The sequence below is a fragment of the Neobacillus niacini genome, assembly GCF_030817695.1.
Taxonomy (GTDB): domain Bacteria; phylum Bacillota; class Bacilli; order Bacillales; family Cytobacillaceae; genus Neobacillus; species Neobacillus niacini_F.
The window spans coordinates 535,268-558,625 of the sequence record NZ_JAUSZQ010000002.1 but is presented as its reverse complement, the minus strand read 5'-3'; the positions used below and the strand labels follow the sequence as shown (position 1 = coordinate 558,625).

Genomic DNA, 23,358 nt, shown 5'->3' with positions numbered 1-23,358 from the left:
AAAAAAGCGTACAGTTTATTCAAAAAACCATACAGCTTCTACATAAAACCATACAGCTTCTACAATTAGCTAGAGAATCTATAGGTTTCAATACGATATCTACACATATGACCATATATCCACAAACTACTAATCTACCAATTAAAGATATTTACTAATCACTATCCGCTGAATCTCACTCGTTCCCTCATAAATCTCGGTCACTTTTGCGTCGCGGAAATAGCGCTCGACTGGATAGTCCTCTGTATAGCCATATCCGCCAAACACCTGAATCGCTTCTGTTGCCGTCTCCACAGCGGTTTTCGAAGCAAATAACTTTGCAATCGAAGCTTCCATGCCACATTTCATACCCTGTGCCCGCAGGTCCGACGCACGATAGAGTAACAGTCTAGCAGCTTCTACGTTCGTCGCCATGTCGGCCAATTTAAAGCCAATTCCTTGTTGTGCTGCTATAGGCTTTCCAAATTGTTGACGTTCTTTTGCATACTCCACCGCCGCACCAAGTGCCGCTTCTGCAATCCCTAATGCTTGAGCCGCGATCCCGATTCGGCCAACATCCAGGTTGGCCATCGCAATTTTAAAGCCTTCTCCTTCTTGACCCAGAAGATTCTCGACAGGCACGCGCATGTCTTCAAAAGATAGCTGTACAGTTCTTGAGCCATGAAGTCCCATCTTATGTTCATCCTTGCCAATCACAAGGCCAGGTGAGTTTTTTTCCACAATAAACGCCGAGATACCTTTACTGCCTAATTCAGGATTGGTGGAAGCAAAGACGATGTAAACATCCGCTTCGCCGCCATTCGTGATAAACATCTTCGAGCCGTTGATCACATAATGGTCATCCTTTTTAACCGCGCGGGATTTCATGCTTTTTGCATCCGATCCTGAACCCGCCTCCGTTAAGCAGAACGCCGCCAAATACTCTCCTGAAGCCAATTTCGGCAAAAACCGTTGCTTTTGTTCATCCGAGCCAAAATACAAGATTGGATTCGTTCCGACCGATGTATGAACAGAAAGAATGACGCCTACGGTCGCGCTGACACGGGAAATCTCGTTAATCGCAATGATATAAGAGACAAAATCCATCTCAGCACCACCGTATTTTTCAGGAACCGGAATTCCCATCAAACCGAGCTCACCCATTTTTCGAAGAACTTCACGTGGAAATTCGCCCTTTTCCATCCGCTCGACAAACGGGGCAATTTCTTTTTCAGCAAAATCGCGAACCATTTTCCGCATCATTTCCTGCTCTTCTGTAAATCTTAGATTCATAGTAACACTCCCAACTATTCGTATGTGTAGAAGCCTCGACCGGATTTCTTACCAAGCCAGCCAGCTTTAACATACTTTCGCAGTAGCGGGCATGGACGGTATTTTGTATCGCCAAAGCCTTCATGGAGGGTTTCCATAATATAAAGGCAAGTATCAAGTCCGATAAAATCAGCTAACGTCAACGGTCCCATCGGGTGGTTCATCCCAAGCTTCATGACTTCATCGATGGCTTCCTTCGTTGCCACACCTTCATACAGCGTATAAATCGCTTCATTGATCATCGGCATGAGAATTCGGTTTGAAACGAATCCAGGGAAGTCATTTACTTCAACAGGAACCTTGCCGAGCGTCTTGGTCATATCCTCAATCACTTGGTAAACCTCATCGGCAGTAGCTAAGCCGCGAATGATTTCCACTAGCTTCATAACGGGCACCGGATTCATAAAGTGCATGCCAATTACCTGTTCCGGACGTTTCGTTGCTGCAGCAATTTCCGTAATAGGCAGAGATGAAGTATTGCTCGCCAAAATCGCATGTACTGGCGCAATTTCATCTAACTGCGCGAAGAGTTTTGTTTTAATTTCCATATTCTCAACCGCTGCTTCAATCACGAGGTCAACCGTACGGGCATCATTCAGATCCGTAGAGGCAGTGATTTGATTCAGAACCTCTTGTTTTTGCTCCTCTGTCATTCTGCCTTTATCCACATTTCTGGATAAATTTTTGCTGATGACACCTAACCCGCGCTCCACGAATTCCGGCTTTAAATCATTGAGGTACACCGTGTAGCCAGCCTGGGCACAAACCTGAGCAATCCCGGAACCCATTTGCCCCGCTCCGATAACCATTACCTTTTCAACCTTCATTACTTCCCCTCCAATTAAGGCTTGAAATGCATTCAAGCCCCCTTTATAGTTCTAGTTTTTTGGGCATATTTGAGTTTTGGACCTTTTTCAGCGTATTTTGGACTTTTTCCAACGTGTTTTGAACCATTTTCATGACCTTTTGGACTTTTTTCTTGTCGTTATGGACTATTATTAAGCCCTTTTGGACAATTAGACATTTTCTGGAAATCCCTTAAACCCTCGGAACCTCAATCATCACCGCATCACCCTGACCGCCGCCGCTGCAAATCGCGGCAATCCCAATTCCGCCGCCACGGCGTTTCAATTCATGCATTAACGTGATAATAATCCGGGCACCGCTCGCGCCGATTGGATGACCCAACGCGACCGCACCGCCATTGACATTGACCTTTTCTGGATCAAGGTTTGCAATTTTTCCACTTGCTAAGGCAACAGCTGCAAATGCTTCATTGATTTCAAATAAGTCAATTTCTTCTACGGTTTTTCCAGTTTTTTTCAATAAGCTGTTGATGACAAGTCCTGGTGTTTGAGGGAAATCCTTTGCTTCAACCGCTACTGCTGCATGCCCTAGGATAACAGCTTCCGGCTTCAGGCCTTCGCGTAAGGCTCTTTCCTCACTCATTAAAACAAGAGCCGCCGCACCGTCATTGATTCCAGGTGCATTTCCTGCTGTGATTGTTCCGTCTGAGTTAAAAACAGGTTCTAATTTTGAAAGTCTTTCGATAGAGGTGTCTTTTCGTGGTGATTCATCATGCTCAACTGCAACCGGCGCACCTTTACGCTGTGGGACGGTGACAGGCACGATTTCTTCTGCAAAAATACCGCCTTCGATTGCGGCAATTGCTTTTTGGTGACTTCTTAAGGCCCACTCATCCTGCGCTTCACGACTGATTTCCATTTCTTTTGCTGTTGAATTTCCGTAGGTTCCCATATGGACCCCTGTGAAGCTGCAGCTTAAGCCATCATGAATCATTAAATCCTTAACTGATGAATCGCCCATTTTTAATCCCCAGCGTGCCTTTGGTAAAATATATGGGGCGTTGCTCATCGATTCCATACCGCCTGCAACAATTAACTCTTCATCGCCTGCACGGATGATTTGATCAGCTAACGTGACACTGCGCATTCCCGAAGCACAAACTTTATTGATGGTTTCTGTTTTTACTTCCCAAGCCAGTCCAGCCTCTCTTGCTGCTTGGCGTGAAGGAATCTGCCCCTGGCCGCCTTGTAAAACCGTACCTAAAATAACCTCTTGTACATCTTCAGGATTCACTCCAGCGCGTGCAATCGCCTCTTTGACCGCAATGCCGCCAAGCTGTGAAGCTGTCAGACTGCTAAGTGCTCCGCCAAATTTCCCAAATGGTGTTCTAACGCCGCTCAAAATAACTGTTTTCCCCATTCCACGCACTCTCCCTATTCTTTAATCCTTTAATTGACTGAACGCTCGCTCGATTTCTGTTTAAAAAAAATGTAAGCGTTTCACTACCCACTATCTATTTTACATAAAAAAGAGCAGAAGTTGAATTATTTTACACAAAATTCCTAAAATTTTATGAATTCAAATAACGGAATCAACTTCTGCCTTAAACAATTAAGCTACTTCCCCACAAACCGCTTTCTCTAGCAATTCTGCCACATCATAGGTTGAAATCTTTTCTTCTACCTCTTTTGCCTTTGTTCCGTCCGATAACATCGTTAAACAGTACGGACATCCAGAACTGATCACAGAAGGATTCACGGCAAGAGCCTGCTCGGTTCTGGCAACGTTAATACGGTGTCCGGTTTCTTCCTCCATCCACATTAAGCCGCCGCCTGCACCACAGCACATTCCGGTTTCCCTGTTTCGTTCCATTTCCACCAGCTGTACACCTGGGATTGATTTTAAAATCTCACGAGGTGGATCGTACACATCATTGTAACGACCTAAGTAACATGAATCATGGAAGGTAATTTTTTCGTTGACTGCATGTTTCGGAATAAGTTTTCCATCACGAACTAACTGATAAAGTACTTCCGTATGATGGTAAACCTCTGCCTCTAACCCGAAGTCCGGGTATTCATTTTTGAAAATATTGTAGGCGTGCGGGTCAATCGTAACAATCTTCTTAACCTCAGCCTTTTCGAATTCCTCGATATTCTTCGTTGCAAGCTCTTGGAACAAGAACTCATTGCCGAGACGGCGCGGTGTATCACCAGAGTTTTTCTCTTTATTTCCGAGAATCGCAAACTTCACGCCTGCTTCATTTAATAGCTTGGCGAAGGAAAGAGCAATTTTCTGGCTGCGGTTGTCGTAGGATCCCATCGACCCAACCCAGAATAAGTATTCGAACTCTTCGCCTTTTTTGTTCATTTCTTTTACCGTCGGAATCTCAACATCCTCGCGAACTTCACGCCAGCTTTCACGCTCTTTTCGGTTCAAGCCCCAAGGGTTACCCTGACGTTCGATGTTGGTCATCGCGCGCTGAGCGTCTGCATCTAACTTTCCTTCTGTTAAAACAAGATAACGGCGAAGGTCAATAATTTTATCAACGTGTTCGTTCATAACTGGACATTGATCCTCACAGTTACGGCAAGTCGTACACGCCCAGATTTCCTCTTCCGTAATGACATCGCCAATCAAGCTTGGATTATAAGCAAGCGTTGCTGCTGATTCTTGTGCACCTTGACCACTTGCAGCAAGTGCGATTTGGTTCCCCCTTGTGTTACCAAACGCAAAGGTCGGCACCCACGGTTGTTTGGAGGTAACAGCCGCACCATGATTGGTTAGATGATCACGCATTTTCACAATTAAATCCATTGGTGACAACATTTTTCCTGTACCTGTTGCAGGACACATATTGGTACAGCGTCCACATTCTACACAAGCGTAGAAGTCAATCATTTGGTGCTGCGTGAAGTCTTCAATTTTTCCAACCCCGAAGGATTCTTGTGACTCGTCCTCAAAATCGACCTTCTTCAACTTACCTGGTTTTTCTAAACGGTTAAAATATACATTTGCCGGTCCGGCAATTAAATGTGCGTGTTTGGATTGTGGAACATACACTAAGAAGGTTAGTAAGAATAATAAATGTACCCACCATGCCACATAAAAGATGACAATTGAAGCGGTTTCACCAATGCCTGAAAAAATAAGCGCAATTAACGACGCAATTGGCTCTGTCCAAGTAGCTTCGTGGCCGTGCCAGATAATGCCCATTCCGTTTCCTACAAGAACGGAAAGCATTAACCCGCCGATAAAAATCAACACAAGACCTGATTTAAAATTGCGCTTCAAGCGGACAAGCTTTTCCACATAACGGCGATAAAAAGCCCATATGACCGCAACTAGGATCATCAGTGTCACAATTTCCTGGAAAAAGGTAAACCCTGCATACAGCGGCCCAAGCGGTAAATGAGAGCCTGGTACTAATCCCTTCCAAATGAAATCAATCGCACCAAATTGGACAAGAATAAATCCATAAAAGAACATGACGTGCATGATTCCACTCTTTTTGTCCTTTAATAACTTCTTCTGACCAAAAACATTGACCCAGATTTTCTGCATTCGTTCTTTGACTTTGTTGTCAAACTCGACTTTTTTCCCCAGCTTAATGAATTCAATCCTCGTTTTAACTACATAAACGAATAGACTGACAGCGTAAGCGGTTACAGTTAGGAATGCAATAAGGTTCACCCATAAAAGCCCATTCATTCAATACGCCCCCTTTGTTTTTTCTATTCCTAAATTGTTTGTTTTAGGTAGAAAATTTCAAAACAATAAAATTTTCTGACTACTGTTACCACCATTATATAATGAATGAGCATTCAGTCAAATGGTTTTATTAAAAAATGATTCGACATTTATTGAAATTCATACTATAGACTCTGTTTGGCAAACCTAAAAGAAATGATTGGAGGAACGATACTGATGAATTTACCATCCATCGTCATTGCTCTTATACTTCTTATTATTGTATGGTTTTATCTCGATCTTACCTTAGGAAGAAAAAAGCATCGTTCAATTTTCAGCAAACGGGAAACGCCGATTTTGTACGGAGACTTTGATATTTTTCCGCATGGAAAAGGGCTGTTTGCTGATTACTTTCATGAATTGAAAATGGCACGAAGCCATATTCATATCCTCTTTTACATCGTTAGGGATGATCATTTTGGCCAGCAGTTTTTCGATATTTTAAAAGCAAAGGCAAAGGAAGGCGTCGAAGTTAGACTGCTGGTCGACCGGGTTGGCAGTTATCAGGTGAAAAAGCCGGCAATAAAAGAATTGCGTAATGCAGGAGTTCAATTTGCCTTTAGCAATCGATTACGGCTTCCATTCCTTTTCTATTCCTCCCAGGTGCGAAACCACCGTAAGATTTCCATTATTGATGGCAAAATTGGTTATCTTGGCGGCTTTAATGTTGGTAAAGAATATATCGATCAAGATCCGAAGCTGAGTCCCTGGCGTGATTACCATTTAAAGATTACTGGTGAAAGTGTGCCGTACCTGCAGCGTGAGTTTTTTGTTGATTGGAATGAGTACGCTTCTGATCATGTGATTGTAGATTCTCGTTATGCTCCTGAGCAGCCCAAAGGGACAATACCACATCAATTGGTTCCGACGGAGGCAGGACGCCTTGAAGATAAGTATTTCAACTTAATTCAAAACGCAAAAAAGTCGATTACCATTGGTACTCCGTATTTTATTCCAAGTAAAAAACTCATCCATGAACTGCTTCGTGCGGCAAAGCGCGGCATTAAGATTACCATCGTTGTGCCCTATATAACGGATCATATGCTTGTACAAGAAGCTTCATACCGATATTTACGTTTGATGTTGGAAGCAGGAGCACAGGCTTTTCAGTATAAGAATGGTTTTTACCATGCCAAATCAATCATTATCGATGATCATCTGTGTGATATCGGTACGGCTAATTTTGATAAAAGAAGTTTGTTTTTAAACAAAGAAATTAATTGTTATTTTTTTGATCCTGCCTTTGTGGATCGGTTTAGGGATGTCCTCCATAAGGATGTTCTTGATTCAAAACCATTGAAGCTGGAGGACCTCAATAAAAAATATTTATACAGGTCCGTAAAGGAAGTCATTGCCGGGGCTATTTCATTCTTTTTATAGTAAGGAGTGATTGCGATGAAGATTCGTTTCGGCTATGTTTCAACAGCTATTACTCTGTGGGATGCTTCTCCATCGAAGACACTTACGTTTACTCGATATCAGCAGTTATCTGAAAAGGAGCGTAAAAATAAGTTACTTGAGCTCACAAGGCTCAATTTAGCCCATACGCTCCGAATGTTCTATTTTAATCTCGCCCATGAAATTGAATTGTACCGGCTTTCGAGTTCAATTGTACCGTTAGCTACCCATCCAGACGTGTTATGGGATTTTGTTACACCCTTTAGGAAGCAGTGGAAGGAAATTGGTCAGCTAATCAAAAAGAATAATTTGCGTGTTAGTTTCCATCCAAATCAATACACGTTATTTACCTCTCCGCAAGCTAAAATAACCGATAATGCCGTGATCGATATGGAATATCATTATCGAATGTTTGAAGCGATGGGTGTTGAGGGTAGAGGTATGATGAATATCCATATCGGCGGTGCCTATGGTGATAAGGTGGAAACGATTGTCCGGTTTCATGAGAATCTTAAAAAGCTTCCGCCGCATATTAAACGTGCGATGACCTTGGAGAATGATGACAAAACCTACAATACAGAAGAAACCTTGATTGCCTGTGAAAAAGAGACCATCCCCTTTGTATTCGATTATCATCATCACATGGCGAACCTTTGCGAACCACCGCTTGAGGAGTTACTGCCGAGGGTCTTTAAAACATGGGATCATGTTGACTTATTACCAAAAATTCACATTTCCTCCCCCAAAGGCGAAAAAGAATTCAGGTCACATGCAGATTTTGTAGACCTCGAATTTATCATGCCGTTTATAAAAATGTTAAAAGAAATTGGACAAGATGTAGACTTCATGATTGAGGCAAAGGCAAAGGACCAGGCAACATTGAAATTAGTCGAGGATATTAGTAAGGTTCGCGGCTTTAAGCGAATCAGCGGGGCCACCATTGAGGTGAAATAACTCCCAGCATTTTTTCAAAGGGTAATGGTTAAAGTAACAACAGATTCACACAAGGAGGGATTTTCGATGGAAAGCACGGGCCAATTCGTACAAAAATTAGCAGAAAATGAAAAGAAGCAGAAGAAAAATCAAAAGCATGGCAACAACGACCCAGAAAGCAAATTACCAAACCATAAGCACTCACAAGGTGTTTAACCTAAAAGAGTCTCCCTTCGCAGGAGACTCTTTTACTCTTCAATTAAATTCAAAACTGGAACTTCTATTTCATTCTCCGGGTCAGACTTCGCATAAACCCGCGCCATCTTCGTGTTGTCATCCACATGCTGAATAATCACAGGCGTTCCCTCATACGTAACATTAATCATATCCATCGACTCAGCAATTTCCTTCGCTCTTCCCACATTCATCAGGGCCACTCCTCATCATAAAATTACCTCTATAATATTTGCCAAAAACCGGATAAATATTCAGTATGAATATTTGGTGATTTTCGGTGCCTGTCACCAAGGTGACACCTAAAAGGTGTTCACCGCTCGTGGACACTTTCCACCTCATATGGACACTACTACCCCAATGGGAATAGTAAAAATGGCTCCCCTAAAGGGAGCCATCAAATATTACATTTTTTCAGGTGCTGATACACCGATCAATGCGAGGGCATTGCGCAGTGTGATCTGAACGGTTTTGATTAACGCGAGGCGCGCCTTAGTGCGCTCTGGCTGCTCGCTGTCAAGTACTTTTTCGGCATTGTAGAAGCTATGGAAGGTTGACGCTAGTTCCATGATATAGTTCGTGACACGGTGCGGCACGCGCTTCAATGCCGCTTCACCTACAGCCTGCGGGAACTCTCCAAGTTTTTTCAATAACTCGATTTCTTTTTCTGCACCAATTAGTGAGAAATCGGCATTCTTATCAACTTTTATGCCCTGCTCTTCACCTGAACGAAGGATGCTGCAAATCCTTGCGTGCGCATATTGAGCATAATACACTGGATTTTCGTTCGATTCTGATACCGCTAAGTCTAGGTCAAAGTCCATATGAGTATCCGAACTTCTCATCGCAAAGAAGTAACGAGTGGCGTCGAGGCCGACCTCATCCACCAAATCACGCATAGTGACAGCTTTACCTGTACGCTTACTCATCTTCATCTTCTCACCATTTTTATAAAGGTGAACAAGTTGGATGATTTCGACCTCGAGGGCATCCGCCGCATAGCCAAGTGACTGAATCGCCGCCTTCATCCGTGGAATATATCCGTGGTGGTCCGCACCCCAAATATTGATGAGCTTTTCAAAGCCGCGGTCTAGCTTGTCTTTATGGTAAGCGATATCTGGTGTCAAATACGTATATGAACCATCCTGCTTAATCAACACGCGATCCTTATCGTCACCGAAGTCTGTTGAACGAAGCCAGGTCGCGCCTTCTTCCTCATAAATATAGCCGCGTTCACGTAGCACTTTCAACGCCTCATCGATTTTGCCATTTTTATAAAGAGAAGTTTCAGAGTACCAAACATCAAATGAAACACGGAAATCCTCGAGATCCTTTTGCAATTTCGCCATTTCGTATTTCAAGCCGTACTCACGGAAAAATTCAAAACGCTCCTGCTCATCTACATTCACATATTTATCGCCAAATTCTTCTGCCAGCGACTTTCCAATCCCAATGATGTCCGCACCATGGTAGCCGTCCTCCGGCATTGGTTTATCTTGACCAAGTGCTTGGAAATAACGCGCCTCAACAGACAATGCCAGATTATTAATCTGATTACCGGCGTCATTAATATAGTACTCACGCGAAACATCATAGCCAGCCTTCGCTAAAATATTGCAAAGCGAGTCGCCGACTGCAGCACCACGTGCATGGCCAAGGTGCAGGTCGCCCGTTGGGTTTGCTGAAACAAACTCCACTTGAACCTTCTGCTTGCCGCCAACCATAGTCTCTCCATACTTTTCCCCTGCTTCTAGAACCGTCGGAATTAAATCCGTTAAGTAAGCATTATTCATATAAAAATTGATGAACCCTGGACCTGCTAATTCGATTTTTTCAATGGAAGCTTTTGAGCGGTCGAAATTTTCAATGAGTGCTTCCGCAATCATTCTCGGCGCCTTCTTCGTAACACGTGCAAGCTGCATTGCCATGTTGGTTGAATAATCGCCGTGCGCCTTCTCCTTTGGGATCTCGAGAATTACATCTGGAATCTGTTCTTCTGTGGCAAGATTCGCCTTCACAACCGCTGCCCGGATTTCCTCTTTTAAACGACTTTGAACCTGTTCAACTATGTTCATTTCTTCTCCTCCTGAAACGCTATTTCTAACTGATATGTACTTGCCTCTGCACCCTCCATGGAAAAATCATAAAGAACACCGAAGTGGCCTTTACCATTTTCATAGGAATAATCTATTCTTTTTGCTTTTGTCACGGTTGCAAATTGGCCAAACGGCATTTCATAACTGCCATTTAACTTACGATTTAACTCAAACGGCAGACGCATTTTAATCGCACCGCCGCGTAAAATAAGGGCGTCATTATGGGCCATCTTCACAATCGTCCGTACATTTCCCTCATCCACCGCTTCCTCATATCGAAGATAAGCAGCATTTCCTTTTTCAAAGTATGTACCAAATACCATCAATTCAAAAGTCTCATCGTGATTAATGGTCGTTTTAACGTTAATTTTTACCGGTACTTCAGGGATTGACACTAAAACGCACACCCTTTTTAAAAATGAACCCTATGCAGGTCCTTAGAAAATTTATAGTAAACACACTTTTTCTATTATACCTATAGTATGTACACAATTCAAAACATGCCTGCCCCGCAATTGGGACAGGCACGAAAAAAGTTATTATTTCACCCAGCCAAGAAGCATTTCACGAATCAATTTGCTTGCAGTGTTCGCCGTTTGCTCAGATGGGTCGTAAATTGGAGCAACTTCAACAAGGTCACAGCCGACTACGTTCACACCAGAGCGGGCAATTTCATGAATTGATGCAAGCAGCTCACGAGAAGTAATCCCGCCGGCGTCAACAGTACCAGTACCCGGTGCATGTGCAGGGTCCAAAACATCGATATCAATCGTTACATAAACAGGACGTCCAGTAAGCTCAGGAAGTATCTCTTTCAACGGCTGATGCACTTCAAATTTTGAAATATGCATGCCGTTTTCCTTCGCCCATTGGAATTCTTCCCTCATCCCGGAACGAATTCCAAACGAATAGACGTTTTTCGGCCCGATATGTTCCGCAATTTTGCGGATTGGAGTGGAGTGGGATAATGGTTCACCTTCATAGTTCTCTCTAAGATCTGTATGGGCGTCCATATGAATGATCGCTAAATCAGGGTATTTCTTATAAACTGCCTTCATGACTGGCCAAGACACTAAGTGCTCGCCGCCCATACCGAATGGAAACTTTCCAGCTGCCAACACTTGGTCAACGAACTCCTCAATCAAATCCAAGCTCTTTTGCGCATTCCCAAAAGGAAGCGGAATATCGCCGGCATCAAAATACTTCACGTCTTCGAGTTCACGATCTAGGTAGGCACTGTACTCTTCCAGACCAATCGAAACCTCACGAATACGAGCTGGGCCAAAGCGTGAGCCCGGACGATAGCTGACCGTCCAATCCATCGGCATCCCATAAAGGACAACCTGACTCTCCTCAAAACTCGGATGACTCTTAATAAACACATTCCCAGAATAAGTCTCATCAAAACGCATGTTAATTCCCTCACTTCTATGTAATAACTAATCTATTTAGTCGCTCCGTTAACTGTCCGCCTGAGGTGGACAGTGTCCACGAGCGGTGACAGGCACCGAAAATTACTTCAATAAATCCCCAACAAACTTAGGTAACACAAATGCTGCTTTGTGCAGTTCTTTTGTGTAGTATTTGGTTTCGATTTCGTGGAAGCGGTCTTCGCTTACTTCGAGCGGGTCGTATTTTTTGGATCCGATGGTGAATGCCCATAGTCCGCTTGGGTATGTAGGGATGTTGGCTACATATAGACGGGTAATTGGGAAGATTTCACGAACGTCACGCTGTACGTGACGGATTAAATCTGCTTTAAACCAAGGGTTATCGGACTGTGCCACAAAGATACCATCTTCTTTTAACGCCTTCGAAATCCCAGCGTAGAATCCTTTTGTAAATAAGTTTACAGCTGGACCTACTGGCTCCGTAGAATCAACCATAATCACGTCATACTCATTTTCACTTTTTGCGATATGCATAAAGCCGTCATCAACGCGAACATCGACGCGAGGGTCATCAAGCTTTCCAGCGATTTCAGGCAAAAACTTTTTAGAATACTCGATTACCTTTCCATCGATGTCAACAAGCGTTGCTTTTTTCACACTTGGGTGCTTCAAAACTTCGCGAATAACGCCGCCATCGCCGCCGCCGACAACTAAAACGTTCTCTGGATTGGGATGTGTAAACAATGGTATATGTGCCACCATTTCGTGATAAACGAACTCATCTTTAACTGAAGTCATAACCATGTCATCTAATAGAAGCATATTGCCCCATTCTTCTGTTTCCACCATATCAAGCTTTTGAAATTCTGTTTGTTCTGTATGTAAGGTTTTATTGATTTTCATGGTGATACCAAAGTTTTCAGTTTGCTTTTCTGTAAACCAAATTGCCATGTTCATCATCCCTCCGGTTTATTTTCGTAAAGCCCTTATTACCATGAATTCATTCCATTTTTATGGTACCCAAACTATTGAATTACAAACATAAAGAAAAGTCTAGCATAATCTATCAAAATTTCTAGAAATATTTTCTTTTTGCTAGTTTAAAAACACTCTCTTGTTTCAATACTGTAACTATGGGCATTTTACAAATTGGCGAAGGAGGGTATTGCTGTGGAAGTAATGACGAATCATGGATTTCGGAAAACGATAAAATACTTGCGTGCGTTTATTATCATTAGTTTGATAGGCTTTGGCTGTATGCTGGTTGTTTTTCTTGGGATTCTAGGTTACGCCAAAATACTTGGTGCACCGCCGCTTGCTGTCCCGCAATCTACTCTGTTCTTTGCCAATGACGGGACGTTAATCGGTGAGAGCAACAGCGGCCAAAAGCGATACTGGGTTCCCCTCGAGGAAATCTCACCAGATTTAATCAATGCGACCATTTCCATTGAAGATAAAAACTTTTATGAGCATAATGGCTTCGACTATAAACGAATAGCGGGTGCCATCCTTGCCGATATCAAAGCGGGAGCGAAGGTTCAAGGCGCCAGCACCATTACCCAGCAATACGCTCGAAATCTCTTCCTTGAACATGATAAAACCTGGTCACGGAAATTACATGAAGCGTTTTATGCCATCCGGATTGAAATGAATTATTCGAAGGAAGAAATTTTGGAAGGCTATTTAAACACTATTTATTATGGTAACGGCGCCTACGGTGTCCAGGCAGCCAGCCAATTTTATTATGGAAAAAATGCTTCTGAGTTATCCTTGGCTGAAAGCTCGATGTTAGCCGGTGTTCCAAAAGGTCCTAGTTACTATTCGCCACTGGAATCACTAGAAAATGCTACAAAGCGCCAAGGAATTATTTTAAACGCCATGGCAGAAAACGGCTATATTAAAAAAGAAACAGCTCAAAAGGCAAAGGAAACTCCCCTTACATTTGTAGGCGAACATCCACATAAGCGGGTGGAGGCCGCACCTTATTTTCAAGATGCTGTTAAAAATGCCTTAAAAAATCAACTCAAGCTAGATGACCGGACAATCGCTCTTGGCGGTTTAAAAGTATATACAACGCTCGATCTAAAACAGCAGGAAGAAGCTGAAAAACAAATTCAAGATACCATCGCAAGTGAATCTGAGATTCAAGTGGGTCTCATCGCCATGGATCCGAAAAACGGTTATGTTAAAGCGATGGTCGGCGGACGCAATTATGAACAAAGCCCTTTTAATCGAGCCGTTCAAGCGGTTAGACAACCAGGCTCAACCATAAAGCCAATCTTGTATTATGGTGCAATTAGTCAAGGCTTTACGCCATCCTCTACAATGAGGAGCGAACTAACCACCTTTAAATTGGATGATGGCCAAACAGAATACTCGCCGCATAACTTTAATAACAAGTATGCTAATGGAGAAATTACACTGGCTCAGGCCCTTGCAGTATCTGATAACATTTATGCTGTCAAAACTCACCTTTTTATGGGCGCTGAAACGCTGATTAATAATGTTAAAAAGTTTGGTATCTCTACAAAAATGGATAAAGTCCCGTCGCTGGCTTTAGGGACCTCAGGCGTTCGGGTCATTGACATGGCAAATGCCTACAGTCTATTTGCCAACGGCGGAAAAAAAGTAACTCCTACATTGATTACAAGAGTAGAAGATTATAATGGAGATGTTATTTTTGAAAGTAATCAGGAAGCTGAAAGGATACTGGATCCTGCTAAAGCCTTTGTTATGACACACATGATGACAGGCATGTTCGACAAAAAGCTGAACGGTTATGCAAAAGTAACGGGTAACTCCCTTATTGATGAAATTACACGGACATATGCCGGCAAATCAGGCTCTACCGAAACAGACAGCTGGATGATTGGTTTTACACCACAGCTGGTAACTGCTGTTTGGGCTGGTCATGATGTGGGGAAACCGATTACCCTTACCGCGGAAAAAAGCTATGCCAAAAAGATTTGGGTAAACTTTATGGAGGAATCCTTAAAAGGTAAACCAGTTAAGGCATTTACCCCTCCGAAAGAGGGAGTCATAGGTGTTTACGTGAATCCTGAAAACGGCAAACTTGCTTCAAAGGATTGCCCGGTCCGCCGCTTTACCTATTTTGTCGCCGGGACAGAACCGACAGAATACTGTACCGATCATTTAGATCATAAAGAAGGTAAACCAAAAGAAGAGAAACAGGAAACAAAGGACCCTTGGTATAAGAGGATTTTTAATTGGGGTAATTAAATAGCGGACTAGGTGTTACAGCTGGATTAAATGGAAAAAGCTCCGGGGATTGGTCTCCGGAGCTTTTCCTGTCCTAGTCTTACAGTGTTTTCACACTGCATATATTTTACAACTTTTCGCCAAAAATTGCTATTGTAAAAAATGATTATTCGACTGCTAAGCCCGTTTTTAGCTCTTCAGCTGAATTGTCCCACATTTCCTGATTGTGGTTCTGGAGGAAATCGGATAAGATTTTTTTCGATTTAGCGTCCATATGGTCGACGATGATATGACGTTTCAATGACTTATCCATCCTATTCACGTGCTCAGGAAGTGATTTGTAACCGCGGCGGATTTCACGGTCCACCGTCATTTCGCAGGCCGTAACTCCAGCATAATAAGGACCCTCTTGCCTTCTGTCTACTGTCACCCACACCAGCCAGTACGGTTTCGCGTTAGGAACCTCTTCTTTGGTCTTAAGGAATTTAATCCCCTTTTCAACCACGCTGCGGGCATGCATTGCCCCAACATCAATGACCGCGTCACCAGCCTCGACATCAATAATCACCGGAGAAACATTATCAAGGCTTAACGCCCCCTTGCCAAAGCCTTTGTGTCCATCAGTCGGATCAGGTTTTATAATATTAAAGCCGATTTTTTTCTTATTTTCTTCCATTAAAGCTCGAAACCTCCTATGTTAAAAAAACAAATTATAAAAGAAATTATTTAGTCCCTGCCATACTCCAGGGATAATGAAATCAAAGATTGGCTGAATCGTGTAGTTGTCTAGAGGAGTAATGACCAGAATCAAAAAGATTAATACCCCGTATTGTTCGTATTGAGTCATTTTTGCCCGAATATGATTTGGTGCTAGATCCTCCACAATTCGATAGCCATCCAAAGGTGGAAACGGCAATAAATTAAACACAAACAGCACTAAATTGAGCCAGTTAAAGATCTCAAAAAACTCAAAAACACCTGGGAGATTTACTGCTAACCCTGTCCGCGCTAATCCGAATGCGAGTAAAAATCCTAGTGCTGCCAAAACAAGATTACTAAGAGGACCGGCTACAGAAACTAATATACCTGCCAGGCGCGGCTTTTTAAAGAAAAAACGGTTAACTGGCACCGGACGAGCCCAGCCGAATCCGGCAATAAAAATTAAAATTGTCCCAAATGGATCGAGGTGCTTCAGCGGATTCAACGTCAAACGCCCCTGCTTTTGTGCCGTATAATCTCCGAACTTATAGGCCACATAAGCATGTGCAAATTCATGAAACGTGAACGCAATCATTAACGTAATCGCTACATAGGGAATTTCCCTTAATGAATATGCCAGAAATCCTTCCAAATTAGTTTCCTCATTTCTCCTCTTTTTTCCTATAAGTATACCTTAAACTGGATATAAAATGAAAATGTTTGCTAAACTATCCTTGTAGTGATCAAAGGGAGGAATAAATCATGCCATATGTTACAGTAAAAATGCTTCCAGGACGTACAGATGATCAGAAAAGAGCACTTGTTGAGAAAGTAACGGATGCTGTCAGCGAAACAACTGGAGCTCCAAAAGAGGCTGTTGTCGTTTTCATTGAGGAAATGCAGAAGGAACATTACGGTGTTGCGGGCGTTAGAGCTAGCGACAAGTAATCAAAAAAGTGTCCGTATCTTTGAAGGCAGCCCTTCAAAAACACGGACACTTTTCTAATTTAGTTTTGCTTTTAGTGCCTCAATATAGGCATAGGCTTGGTCAATTTCTTCCTTTGTATAGCGCTGGCTGCTTTTTAACGTAAATACTTTCTCGGATACTTCTTCTTTTGATAGATTATCAAAATATAAAACCGTCGAAACTAGCTCGAGGAATCTAGCATTCTGTTCATTCATGTCCTCAAGGCAGTCTTGTAAAAATGGCATCTCAACTTCGTTTAAACTCAAAAACTCTTTTCCTGTGTCTGTCAGGGTATAGCGATATTGAAAATAACCGCCTTTTTTCTCCTTGATTTCATTGAGAAACCCCATATTGCACAGTTCTTCGACACGCAGCGTTAATTCCTCCGAATACGGGCCGTAAAAATGAAACTGAAACCGCTCATGGAACGGAAAGCTCACCTTTTTTGCAATATATATCATCTTCTGCAGCTTTTTTCTCCCGATGATTTCTCCGGATACTAAAACAGCCTGCATCAGCTTGGCATGATCTTTTAACAACACAGTCATCTCCTACTCCAGGGTTATATCTCTAATAGGGTACGTATTTGTTTTTTTATCTCTTTTTCCGAGGATTCGTCCGCTAAGAAATCACCAGGGTAATAAAGTTTATGGTCGGTTCTCCTCTTACCAGAGATGGCGTCCACAATCTCAGACTCCCGGGATAGTTCCTTTAATTCCCCATTGTTCATTAACAAATGAATCGGCAGACGTTCTTCTTCCTCACCAGGACGATAAAAATCGTAAGGTAAATCCGATGAAGAATCGACAACTAAATAATAGTCCGGGTCAATTCCTGCTTTTTCAAAAAGACGGTTCAATTCAGCGAGCTTCTTATATTCCTTGGCCGGATCAAACTCGGCATATTTAAAGAGATTACGATTCACAAATCGCCGGCAAAGATCGCTTAAAATTGCGTCGTCTTCGTCCTGCCAGATTTGAAAATAATACATCATAATCGATTCATCTAACTTTAAATAGTCTTCTAATGTTACCTGATCGGTAAAGAAGGAATAAAAGTGAATCGGGTCATTTTTAAAAGAATAGTTGTTTTCATATAATTGTTTGGTACGATGGAGGATTTTGGTCAAAAGAACTTCGGCACTGCGGGACACAGGGTGGAAATAGACCTGCCAATACATCTGATAGCGGCTCATGATATAATCTTCAACTGCATGCATACCACTCTTTTTTATCACCACTTGGTCTTCCTTCGGCCTCATGACACGAAGAATTCGCTCCATATCAAATTGACCATAGCTCACTCCGGTAAAATAAGCATCCCGCTGCAAATAATCCATCCGATCGGCGTCAATTTGGCTGGAAATCAAGCTGACCACCAGCTTTTTGGCAGACGTTTTCGCAATGACTTCAGCAACTTGCTGGGGAAAGTCAGGACTAACCTTTGTTAAAACGGCGTTAACCTCTGTATTTCCTAATACGATGTTCTGGGTAAAATCTTCATGGTCAAAATCGAACACTTTTTCAAACGAATGGGAAAATGGGCCATGCCCCAAATCGTGGAGAAGTGCGGCACATAGGGTTAGGAGGCGATCATCGTCATTCCATTCCGGTCTGCCTGCAAATACATCATCAATGATGCGGCGGACAATTTCATATACTCCGAGAGAATGGTTAAAGCGGCTGTGCTCAGCACCATGAAATGTTAAAAACGTGGTTCCAAGCTGTTTGATACGGCGTAAACGCTGAAACTCTTTTGTCCCGACTAAATCCCAGATTACCCGGTCACGTACATGAACGTAACGGTGAACAGGATCTTTAAACACTTTTTCTTCACTCAGTTTTTCCGCCGAATATACCATTGCTTTCCCTCTTCCTCTAAACTTTCTTCTATTATATCCCAATTTCCAGCAATTTTCCGCAGGATTTTTCGACAAGGGCATGAAAAGAAAAAATCACCTTAGCGCTCAGGACAAAGGTGATTATTTTAACTTTTTATTTATTTTCTCCATTAATTCCTCTTCCGTTAGGGCAGCAACCGGGCGGTTATTGACGAAGGCAAATGTTTTTTTCCGGCCAGGTCCACAATAAGATTGGCAGCCAATTTTAATTTCAGCTTCGGGATCCAATTCTTTCAAACGAGGGATTAATGTCTTTAGATTCACGGCCTGACAATCATCGCAAACGCGGAATTCATTTGACATTACTTCCACCCTTTCTTATCTATTCCTACTATTTTAGCCAATTTAATTATCGTTTAACTCCTTAGATATATTACAATTTCTTTCAATCCATTGCAAGTTGCTTTTCTTTTGAAATCCTAGTAACTCTTTCAGTTAAAAAAACTATTATCCTTGCAGACATTTTGGTATAAAGCTTGAAAAACTTGTCCAAGATAAGACTAGAACTTTTAAAAACTCATCTTGAGTTAATCGCAATTATTATTTAGGGAGTTGAAAAAATATGAAAGTACGGCAAGATGCATGGACAGATGAAAATGATCTTTTGTTAGCTGAAACCGTCCTTCGCCATGTACGTGAAGGCAGTACCCAGCTGAACGCTTTTGAAGAGGTGGGCGACAAGCTAAACCGGACCTCTGCAGCCTGTGGATTCAGATGGAATGCGGTTGTGCGCCACCGCTATGAAAAAGCATTGCAATTAGCAAAAAAACAGCGTAAACAAAGACAAAGAGTGTTGGGTAAGGACCAAGGTGGAAAGAAAAAGTTACTCTACAATCCACCAGTACCTGCTGCTGATGACTTTGAAACACTATCAGCACCACCAGTGGAAGTACCAATGGAAGCTTCCTCCTATGAAATGCCAGATTTAACGGCGGAAGCTGCAACTGAAACATATGTAAAGCCTGAAGTCTATGTAAAGCAGCCCGTTCAAACGTACAGACCATCGGCACCAGCAGCAGGTTTATCGCTTGATAGCGTAATTGATTACTTACAAAACTTTAATCATGCGAATCTGCAAAATGAAGCATTAAAAAGTGAGAATGAAAGATTGAAGCGTGAAATTGCAGAGCTGCGCAAGCAAAATGAAGAAATGGCAGCAAAAATTGAAGGTCTCGAGCAAAATACCGAAACCATCCAGGAAGATTACGAGACACTCATGAAAATCATGAACCGCGCTCGTAAGCTTGTATTATTCGAAGAAGAAGAAAGACCTGCGACAAAATTCAAAATGGACCGTAACGGGAACCTAGAAAAAGTCGCTGAGTAAAACGAAAAGCGGAAGCGCCGGACCCTTAAGCCGCTTGCGCTAGACAACAAAACTTGGGAGAAGAACAATATCCTCTTAAAAGAAGCCGTAAATCCAATTTAGATTTACGGCTTTTACATTTCATTCAATTTTTCATTTCTCTCCACAATCCTTTGGTAATACCCAGGGAGAACCTCCAGCTCAAACTCATTCAATTGACCAGCATAAAGATGGTCACAGTTATTTTTTAGTTGGTTTAATAGACGCAGCATCACATCCGAAATCGTTAAAGGCGTTGCCAATAGCTCAGATAGTGATGCCATTACGTCCGGTACAATTTCCGGATATGTGAATTTCGTGGGCTGCCCGTTTTTTGCAATCTCATAAAATTGCTGAATTACCTGAGCACGCTTACTGCCGCTGCCATTAACACATAAATAGATTTGAACCGCTACCCCTTTTTTGAGGCGGCGCTGCGAAATACCGGCAAATTTTTTACCGCCGATACTAAGGTCATAGCTTCCCGGGCAATAGGAGCCGACGATTTCTCTAGCTTCAACTGTGTCGTTGTAATCGGCAAACATGTTTTGAACAAGCTGCCACATCGTATCGTACCCGCGGTTAATGTCAATCCCTTTTTCCTTTTCAGGCAAAATCAATGAGATATTTAGAACCCCTTCGTCGAGAACGACGGCTAAACCCCCAGAGTTTCGGACAATAGACTGGTAGCCCTGTGCTTCGAGAAATTGCCTTCCTTCTTTTAAGAATGGCAGTTTGGTATCTTGTATCCCGAGAACGATGGTATTGTGGTGGACCCAGGTTCGTGCCGTTGCCGGAGCCTGTCCAGAACCGACTGAGGCACATAGAGTATCATCTATCCCAAAAGACTGTAATGCTTGAAAATGCCTGCCAGCAGTTGACTGATCGATAATTCGCCATTCTGGCTGACGCAATAAACCTTCCATATTGGTTTTCTCCTCAAAAGAAATAGTAAGCCTATTTTAACAAAAAGAATCTTAATAAAACAGCTGGCTTTGATTTCCATAAAATGTCTAATAGTCCAAAACCCCTTTAAAAAAGTCCAAATGGGTCTCCAAAAAGTCCATAACCAATCGAAAATAGTCCAAATCCACCTCAAAATAGTCCATAACCCTAGAAAAAAAGTCCAAAACCCCAAATTTAAAAAGCCAGCCCCCTAGGACTGGCTCTCAAAATCTTATTTTATTCCTTGCGCTGCAGTAATTAATGCCAATTTATAGACATCTTCTTCATTACAGCCGCGTGATAGGTCATTCACCGGCTTGTTTAATCCCTGCAAAATCGGTCCAACTGCTTCGAACCCGCCTAAACGCTGAGCAATTTTATAGCCGATGTTTCCAGCTTCAAGACTTGGGAAAATAAATACATTTGCATCCCCTTGAAGTGGTGAATCTGGTGCCTTCTTTTTCGCAACAGATGGAACAAATGCAGCGTCAAACTGGAATTCCCCATCGATGACTAAAGATGGGTCACGGCGCTTTGCTTCTTCAACGGCACCTGAGACTCTATCTGTTTCTGAGGACTTCGCAGAGCCTTTTGTTGAAAAGCTTAGCATTGCGATACGTGGTTCCATATCGAACATATTTGCCGTTTTCGCACTTTCCACCGCAATTTCTGCTAAATCATTGCTGTCTGGAGCAATATTAATAGCGCAATCAGCAAATACATATTTTTCATCTTCACGAACCATGATGAAGACGCCGGATGTTTTCTTTACGCCTGCTTTTGTTTTAATAATTTGCAATGCAGGACGAACCGTGTCAGCTGTAGAATGTGCTGCACCACTCACTAAACCGTCAGCTTTATTCAAATAAACGAGCATAGTCCCAAAATAATTTTCATCTAATAAAATTCTTCGTGCATCTTCTTCCGTTGATTTTCCTTTACGACGTTCAACAAACGCTGCTACTAGCTCGTCCATTCCCGCATAGCTTGCCGGGTCATAGATTTCTGCTGCGTCTAAGGAAACCCCAAGCTCCTGGGCCTTAGCCTGAACTTGTTCGATATTTCCTATTAAAATAGGGGTTAATCGCTTTTCCCCTGCTAGTCTGCTTGCTGCCCTAACAATTCGCTCGTCCAACCCTTCAGGAAAAACGATTTTCATATCACGACCAGATAATTTTTGTTTTAAGCCTTCAAATAAATCAGCCACATTAAATCCTCCCTAAATAATTCTACCTATTTTAGCATACTTTACCTGTTGAAAAATTCAACTTATGTAGCGGTTTCATGACAAATGTTCTTTTATTCAAAAAATTTCACACTCACTTACTATTTCCCTCTTTTTAAAAAAATATCCCTAGTGGTTTATTCAAGCGTGTCTTGGTCAAACTATGTTATAGTAAAGATTGTAAATAAGAAGAATGATTATTTAGGAGTGATTGTAATGAGTGAAGCAGCTCAAACGCTTGATGGCTGGTATTGTTTGCATGATTTCCGTACAGTTGATTGGACAACTTGGAAAATGCTTTCGAGTGACGAACGCCAGTCTGCGATTCACGAGTTTTTAAGTCTAGTTAAAAAATGGAATCACACGCAAGAACGTAACGAAGGCAGCCATGCTTTATATACAATTGTTGGTCAAAAAGCTGATTTCATGATGATGATCCTACGCCCAACAATGCAAGAACTAAATGAAATTGAAACAGAATTTAATAAAACAAAATTAGCAGAGTTCACCATTCCTGCTCATTCTTATGTGTCTGTAGTGGAATTAAGTAACTACCTGCCTGCCGGTGAGGATCCATACCAAAACCCGCAAATTCTCGCTCGTCTCTACCCTAAGCTTCCTAAAACAGCGCATGTTTGCTTCTATCCAATGGACAAGCGCCGTCAGGGCAGCGATAACTGGTATATGCTTCCGATGGAAGACCGCCGCAATATGATGCGCAGCCACGGAATGATTGGCCGTACATATGCAGGGAAAGTAAAGCAAATCATTACAGGATCCGTTGGCTTTGATGACTATGAATGGGGCGTAACGCTTTTTGCTGAAGATGTTCTTCAATTTAAAAAGCTTGTCTACGAAATGCGCTTTGATGAAGTAAGTGCACGCTTCGGTGAATTTGGTGCCTTCTTTGTCGGCAACCTATTAGAGGAAGAAAGCGTTGCTCGATTCTTACACGTTTAATACCAAAGTTCTCAGCTTATGCTGAGGACTTTTTTTGTCATTTTCATAAGTCATATTTCCCTTTTCCTCTTCATATTAATAAAACAGCGAGTCTTAAGTTTTAGCTCCGAATCAGCTCATATCTGGACCATTCCGATTGTCACCAATTAAGGGTTTGTGGAGTATGAATAGACTGTTG

Annotated in this window: 23 protein-coding genes; 7 read left to right on the top strand and 16 right to left on the bottom strand. The window is 42.3% G+C overall.

Annotation, left to right across the window (positions count from 1 at the left end; translation table 11 throughout):
* Positions 1-141: 141 nt before the first annotated feature.
* From QFZ28_RS03015 to QFZ28_RS03000, 4 genes are all read right to left on the bottom strand, one after another.
* A complete protein-coding gene (locus QFZ28_RS03015) occupies positions 142-1,272 on the bottom strand; it encodes an acyl-CoA dehydrogenase (RefSeq protein ID WP_307193278.1) in 1,131 nt (376 codons plus the stop codon).
* A 14-nt stretch (positions 1,273-1,286) separates the two neighbouring features.
* Complete coding sequence (locus tag QFZ28_RS03010; RefSeq protein WP_307196935.1) at positions 1,287-2,138, bottom strand: 3-hydroxybutyryl-CoA dehydrogenase; 852 nt, start codon at positions 2,136-2,138, stop codon at positions 1,287-1,289.
* 211 nt (positions 2,139-2,349) lie between these two features.
* On the bottom strand, positions 2,350-3,537 hold the full coding sequence (locus QFZ28_RS03005) for an acetyl-CoA C-acetyltransferase (protein ID WP_307193277.1): 1,188 nt from the start codon (positions 3,535-3,537) through the stop codon (positions 2,350-2,352).
* Between the two features lie 192 nt (positions 3,538-3,729).
* Positions 3,730-5,829, bottom strand: a complete 2,100-nt coding sequence (locus QFZ28_RS03000) for a 4Fe-4S dicluster domain-containing protein (protein ID WP_307193276.1) — start codon at positions 5,827-5,829, stop codon at positions 3,730-3,732.
* A 216-nt stretch (positions 5,830-6,045) separates the two neighbouring features.
* Here QFZ28_RS03000 and cls point away from each other — a divergent pair, with 216 nt between their 5' ends.
* The 3 genes from cls to QFZ28_RS02985 all read left to right on the top strand — a co-directional run bounded on the left by cls (position 6,046) and on the right by QFZ28_RS02985 (position 8,415).
* A complete protein-coding gene (gene cls, locus QFZ28_RS02995; protein ID WP_307193275.1) occupies positions 6,046-7,248 on the top strand; it encodes a cardiolipin synthase in 1,203 nt (400 codons plus the stop codon).
* Positions 7,249-7,263: 15 nt separating this feature from the next.
* Positions 7,264-8,220 (top strand): UV DNA damage repair endonuclease UvsE, encoded by a 957-nt coding sequence (gene uvsE / locus QFZ28_RS02990; protein ID WP_307193274.1) that lies wholly within the window; start codon positions 7,264-7,266, stop codon positions 8,218-8,220.
* 66 nt (positions 8,221-8,286) lie between these two features.
* The gene (locus QFZ28_RS02985; protein WP_307193273.1) at positions 8,287-8,415 is read left to right on the top strand and encodes a DUF4023 family protein; all 129 of its coding nucleotides are present in this window, start codon (positions 8,287-8,289) and stop codon (positions 8,413-8,415) included.
* A gap of 32 nt (positions 8,416-8,447) precedes the next feature.
* Here QFZ28_RS02985 and QFZ28_RS02980 read toward each other — a convergent pair whose 3' ends face one another.
* The 5 genes from QFZ28_RS02980 to speE all read right to left on the bottom strand — a co-directional run bounded on the left by QFZ28_RS02980 (position 8,448) and on the right by speE (position 12,871).
* Entirely contained in the window at positions 8,448-8,627 is a 180-nt protein-coding gene (locus QFZ28_RS02980; RefSeq protein ID WP_307193272.1) for an H-type small acid-soluble spore protein, read from the bottom strand.
* A 210-nt stretch (positions 8,628-8,837) separates the two neighbouring features.
* Positions 8,838-10,508, bottom strand: coding sequence for an arginine--tRNA ligase (gene argS, locus QFZ28_RS02975; RefSeq protein ID WP_307193271.1), 1,671 nt, complete (start codon positions 10,506-10,508; stop codon positions 8,838-8,840).
* Positions 10,505-10,924 carry a DUF1934 domain-containing protein gene (locus QFZ28_RS02970; protein ID WP_307193270.1) on the bottom strand — a complete coding sequence of 140 codons (420 nt, stop codon included), beginning with the start codon at positions 10,922-10,924 and terminating at the stop codon, positions 10,505-10,507. Before QFZ28_RS02970 ends, argS begins: the two co-directional genes overlap by 4 nt.
* A gap of 144 nt (positions 10,925-11,068) precedes the next feature.
* Positions 11,069-11,941 carry an agmatinase gene (gene speB, locus QFZ28_RS02965; protein ID WP_307193269.1) on the bottom strand — a complete coding sequence of 291 codons (873 nt, stop codon included), beginning with the start codon at positions 11,939-11,941 and terminating at the stop codon, positions 11,069-11,071.
* Between the two features lie 102 nt (positions 11,942-12,043).
* The gene (gene speE / locus QFZ28_RS02960) at positions 12,044-12,871 is read right to left on the bottom strand and encodes a spermidine synthase (RefSeq protein WP_307193268.1); all 828 of its coding nucleotides are present in this window, start codon (positions 12,869-12,871) and stop codon (positions 12,044-12,046) included.
* Positions 12,872-13,090: 219 nt separating this feature from the next.
* Here speE and QFZ28_RS02955 point away from each other — a divergent pair, with 219 nt between their 5' ends.
* Positions 13,091-15,160 (top strand): transglycosylase domain-containing protein, encoded by a 2,070-nt coding sequence (locus QFZ28_RS02955; RefSeq protein ID WP_307193267.1) that lies wholly within the window; start codon positions 13,091-13,093, stop codon positions 15,158-15,160.
* A 145-nt stretch (positions 15,161-15,305) separates the two neighbouring features.
* Here QFZ28_RS02955 and QFZ28_RS02950 read toward each other — a convergent pair whose 3' ends face one another.
* Both QFZ28_RS02950 and QFZ28_RS02945 read right to left on the bottom strand, forming a co-directional pair.
* On the bottom strand, positions 15,306-15,815 hold the full coding sequence (locus tag QFZ28_RS02950) for a YwhD family protein (RefSeq protein WP_307193266.1): 510 nt from the start codon (positions 15,813-15,815) through the stop codon (positions 15,306-15,308).
* A 21-nt stretch (positions 15,816-15,836) separates the two neighbouring features.
* A complete protein-coding gene (locus QFZ28_RS02945) occupies positions 15,837-16,490 on the bottom strand; it encodes a site-2 protease family protein (protein ID WP_307193265.1) in 654 nt (217 codons plus the stop codon).
* Positions 16,491-16,600: 110 nt separating this feature from the next.
* On the opposite strand from QFZ28_RS02945, the gene QFZ28_RS02940 reads away from it, so the two are divergent.
* Positions 16,601-16,786, top strand: a complete 186-nt coding sequence (locus tag QFZ28_RS02940) for a 2-hydroxymuconate tautomerase (protein WP_045515968.1) — start codon at positions 16,601-16,603, stop codon at positions 16,784-16,786.
* Between the two features lie 54 nt (positions 16,787-16,840).
* Here QFZ28_RS02940 and QFZ28_RS02935 read toward each other — a convergent pair whose 3' ends face one another.
* The 3 genes from QFZ28_RS02935 to QFZ28_RS02925 form a co-directional block, all read right to left on the bottom strand.
* Complete coding sequence (locus tag QFZ28_RS02935) at positions 16,841-17,344, bottom strand: YwgA family protein (protein ID WP_307193264.1); 504 nt, start codon at positions 17,342-17,344, stop codon at positions 16,841-16,843.
* 23 nt (positions 17,345-17,367) lie between these two features.
* Positions 17,368-18,666: an HD domain-containing protein gene (locus QFZ28_RS02930; protein WP_307193263.1), complete on the bottom strand. Its 1,299-nt coding sequence runs from the start codon at positions 18,664-18,666 to the stop codon at positions 17,368-17,370.
* A 120-nt stretch (positions 18,667-18,786) separates the two neighbouring features.
* Positions 18,787-19,008 carry a DUF1450 domain-containing protein gene (locus QFZ28_RS02925; RefSeq protein ID WP_307193262.1) on the bottom strand — a complete coding sequence of 74 codons (222 nt, stop codon included), beginning with the start codon at positions 19,006-19,008 and terminating at the stop codon, positions 18,787-18,789.
* Between the two features lie 259 nt (positions 19,009-19,267).
* Here QFZ28_RS02925 and QFZ28_RS02920 point away from each other — a divergent pair, with 259 nt between their 5' ends.
* The gene (locus tag QFZ28_RS02920; protein WP_307193261.1) at positions 19,268-20,032 is read left to right on the top strand and encodes an RsfA family transcriptional regulator; all 765 of its coding nucleotides are present in this window, start codon (positions 19,268-19,270) and stop codon (positions 20,030-20,032) included.
* A 113-nt stretch (positions 20,033-20,145) separates the two neighbouring features.
* Here QFZ28_RS02920 and QFZ28_RS02915 read toward each other — a convergent pair whose 3' ends face one another.
* Positions 20,146-20,976, bottom strand: a complete 831-nt coding sequence (locus QFZ28_RS02915) for a lipoate--protein ligase family protein (protein WP_307193260.1) — start codon at positions 20,974-20,976, stop codon at positions 20,146-20,148.
* Between the two features lie 251 nt (positions 20,977-21,227).
* A complete protein-coding gene (pta, locus tag QFZ28_RS02910) occupies positions 21,228-22,202 on the bottom strand; it encodes a phosphate acetyltransferase (RefSeq protein ID WP_307193259.1) in 975 nt (324 codons plus the stop codon).
* A gap of 234 nt (positions 22,203-22,436) precedes the next feature.
* Here pta and hemQ point away from each other — a divergent pair, with 234 nt between their 5' ends.
* Positions 22,437-23,180 carry a hydrogen peroxide-dependent heme synthase gene (gene hemQ, locus QFZ28_RS02905; protein ID WP_307193258.1) on the top strand — a complete coding sequence of 248 codons (744 nt, stop codon included), beginning with the start codon at positions 22,437-22,439 and terminating at the stop codon, positions 23,178-23,180.
* Positions 23,181-23,358: the final 178 nt, after the last annotated feature.

Excerpts from the sequence above, each read along its gene's own strand:
- QFZ28_RS03015 (WP_307193278.1), bottom strand. The coding sequence starts at position 1,272 with ATGAATCTAAGATTTACAGAAGAGCAGGAAATGATGCGGAAAATGGTT.
- QFZ28_RS03010 (WP_307196935.1), bottom strand. The coding sequence starts at position 2,138 with ATGAAGGTTGAAAAGGTAATGGTTATCGGAGCGGGGCAAATGGGTTCC.
- QFZ28_RS03005 (WP_307193277.1), bottom strand. The coding sequence starts at position 3,537 with ATGGGGAAAACAGTTATTTTGAGCGGCGTTAGAACACCATTTGGGAAA.
- QFZ28_RS03000 (WP_307193276.1), bottom strand. The coding sequence starts at position 5,829 with ATGAATGGGCTTTTATGGGTGAACCTTATTGCATTCCTAACTGTAACC.
- cls (WP_307193275.1), top strand. The coding sequence starts at position 6,046 with ATGAATTTACCATCCATCGTCATTGCTCTTATACTTCTTATTATTGTA.
- uvsE (WP_307193274.1), top strand. The coding sequence starts at position 7,264 with ATGAAGATTCGTTTCGGCTATGTTTCAACAGCTATTACTCTGTGGGAT.
- QFZ28_RS02985 (WP_307193273.1), top strand. The coding sequence starts at position 8,287 with ATGGAAAGCACGGGCCAATTCGTACAAAAATTAGCAGAAAATGAAAAG.
- QFZ28_RS02980 (WP_307193272.1), bottom strand. The coding sequence starts at position 8,627 with ATGAATGTGGGAAGAGCGAAGGAAATTGCTGAGTCGATGGATATGATT.
- argS (WP_307193271.1), bottom strand. The coding sequence starts at position 10,508 with ATGAACATAGTTGAACAGGTTCAAAGTCGTTTAAAAGAGGAAATCCGG.
- speB (WP_307193269.1), bottom strand. The coding sequence starts at position 11,941 with ATGCGTTTTGATGAGACTTATTCTGGGAATGTGTTTATTAAGAGTCAT.
- speE (WP_307193268.1), bottom strand. The coding sequence starts at position 12,871 with ATGGCAATTTGGTTTACAGAAAAGCAAACTGAAAACTTTGGTATCACC.
- QFZ28_RS02950 (WP_307193266.1), bottom strand. The coding sequence starts at position 15,815 with ATGGAAGAAAATAAGAAAAAAATCGGCTTTAATATTATAAAACCTGAT.
- QFZ28_RS02940 (WP_045515968.1), top strand. The coding sequence starts at position 16,601 with ATGCCATATGTTACAGTAAAAATGCTTCCAGGACGTACAGATGATCAG.
- QFZ28_RS02930 (WP_307193263.1), bottom strand. The coding sequence starts at position 18,666 with ATGGTATATTCGGCGGAAAAACTGAGTGAAGAAAAAGTGTTTAAAGAT.
- QFZ28_RS02925 (WP_307193262.1), bottom strand. The coding sequence starts at position 19,008 with ATGTCAAATGAATTCCGCGTTTGCGATGATTGTCAGGCCGTGAATCTA.
- QFZ28_RS02920 (WP_307193261.1), top strand. The coding sequence starts at position 19,268 with ATGAAAGTACGGCAAGATGCATGGACAGATGAAAATGATCTTTTGTTA.
- QFZ28_RS02915 (WP_307193260.1), bottom strand. The coding sequence starts at position 20,976 with ATGGAAGGTTTATTGCGTCAGCCAGAATGGCGAATTATCGATCAGTCA.
- hemQ (WP_307193258.1), top strand. The coding sequence starts at position 22,437 with ATGAGTGAAGCAGCTCAAACGCTTGATGGCTGGTATTGTTTGCATGAT.